This is a genomic window from Actinomadura sp. NPDC048955 (assembly GCF_040649435.1).
Taxonomy (GTDB): Bacteria; Actinomycetota; Actinomycetes; order Streptosporangiales; family Streptosporangiaceae; genus Spirillospora; species Spirillospora luteofluorescens.
Map to the genome: position 1 here is coordinate 1 of NZ_JBEZJI010000184.1, position 1,820 is coordinate 1,820.

The 1,820-nt window shown below is 71.0% G+C and carries 2 pseudogenes; one reads left to right on the forward strand and one right to left on the reverse strand.

Going from position 1 to position 1,820, the window contains the following annotated elements:
* A pseudogene (locus AB0C84_RS46065) lies at nucleotides 1-618 on the forward strand (IS5 family transposase); the annotation flags it as partial.
* Nucleotides 619-844: 226 nt separating this feature from the next.
* Here AB0C84_RS46065 and AB0C84_RS46070 read toward each other — a convergent pair.
* A pseudogene (locus AB0C84_RS46070) lies at nucleotides 845-1,820 on the reverse strand (IS481 family transposase); the annotation flags it as partial.

The window sequence follows — 1,820 nt, forward strand, 5'->3', positions numbered from 1 at the left end:
GGGTCGGGGATGATGTGCTGGCGGCGGCTGGCCGAGTGGCATCAGGCCGGGGTGTGGGAGAGGTTGCACCGTCTGCTGCTGGAGGAGCTGCATGCCGCCGGGCAGCTGGATTGGTCCAGGGCGGTGATCGACAGCTCGCACGTCCGCACGCTCAAGGGCGGCCCAGAACCGGGCCGAGCCCGGTCGATCGCGGCCGGCCGGGCTCCAAACACCACCTGCTGACCGACGGCCACGGCACCCCGCTCGCGGTGTCGCTGACCGGCGGGAACCGCGGGCGACGTCACCCAGCTGATACCGCTGCTGGAGGCGGTGCCGCCCGTCCGAGGCCGGGTCGGCCGGCCTCGGCGAAGACCCGGGCGGCTGCTGGCCGACCGCGGCTACGACCACGACAAATACCGGCGCCTGGTCTGGGCCAAGGGCATCAAACCGGTCATCGCCCGCCGTGGTAGCCCGCACGGGTCCGGGCTGGGCGTCCACCGCTACGTCGTCGAGCGCACCATCGGCCTGCTGCACTGGTTCCGCCGCTTACGCATCCGCTGGGAGACCCGCGACGACATCCATGAAGCCTTCATGACCCTCGCCGCAGCCATCATCTGCCGGCGACGCCTCGTCCGCTGATTCTGTTACGACCTCTTACAGCAACGGCCTTGCGGAGGCGCGGCTGCGGGTGCGCAAGCGCGCTCACCTGCACTTATCCCGCGATTTTGCGGACTTGCGGGGTTTGAGGGAAGGGCCCTACGCGCGCGAGAAGGCACAGGATCCGAGCAACCGGAGGCACCCTGTCTAGTCCCACGAGATGCTTGGCGTTTTAGTCCCAGGACATGCTTGACGGATGTTCTAGGTTTCATGGGGCGGCCTTGTGGGGCCGGTGTGCCTTGATGCTGCGCACGGGCTGGGTAGTGATCCGCCGGACCGTCCGCACGTCGTCGCCACCCAGCTCGATGGCCAGGGTGGCTTCGGCGACGTGGATGGTGACCACTCGTCCGGCGTGCAGGCGGCCGAGGGCGATCTTCTGGCCGGCGACCATGACGACGCCGGTGTTGCCGGCCCGCCGCTGGACGGTGACCGGTTCGGTGCGTGGCCTGGGCGGTGGCCCGGCCGCCGCAGCCCGCGCAGTGCCCCGGCCCTGCGCGGAGGTGAACGGGTTGGGTCTGGTGCGGAGCAGCTCACGGGAGTCCAGGTCGAAGAACATCAGCGTGGCGGGTTCGACGCGGATGCCGACCCGGCGGCCCCGCAGGATCTCCGCGGCCAGCACCATCCGGCCGCCCAGGCCGACGTTGCCGTCCCTGTTGACGGTCCGGTCGACCTCGACCGCCTGCCCGTCTTCGGCGGGCGGCAGCGGCGGCGGTCCGGCCTTGCGGGCCCCGCAGGCGGCCAGCGCGGTCAGGTCCGCGGTCGACAGGTGCGCGCGCACCGACTTGATCCGTGCCCCGGCGTTGAGCAGGTGGATGACGTCGGTGTCGGCCCAGAACGTCACCACGACTCCGGTCTGGGCGGGGCCGAGCCAGAACTGGCGGCCCGCCACGAACATGTTCCCGCTGGTCGGCACGGTCCGCTCGAACTCCACCGCCCCGCCATCCCAGATCTTGCTTTCAGTGATGCCTTCAGCGATCGGTGCGGCTTGGTCCGGCGGGAGCAGCTCGGCCGGTTCGGGTTCGCGGGCCGCCGGGACCGCAGCCAGGCGGACCGCGGTGGGCAGCCGCAGCGGCAACAGTTCCTGCTCGTCCTGGGCGGTGCGGGTGTCGAACCGGTCGGCCGGACACGCCATGCCCAGAGCCTGATGCGGACGGCGGGTGTTGTATTCGACCACCCAGCCCGCC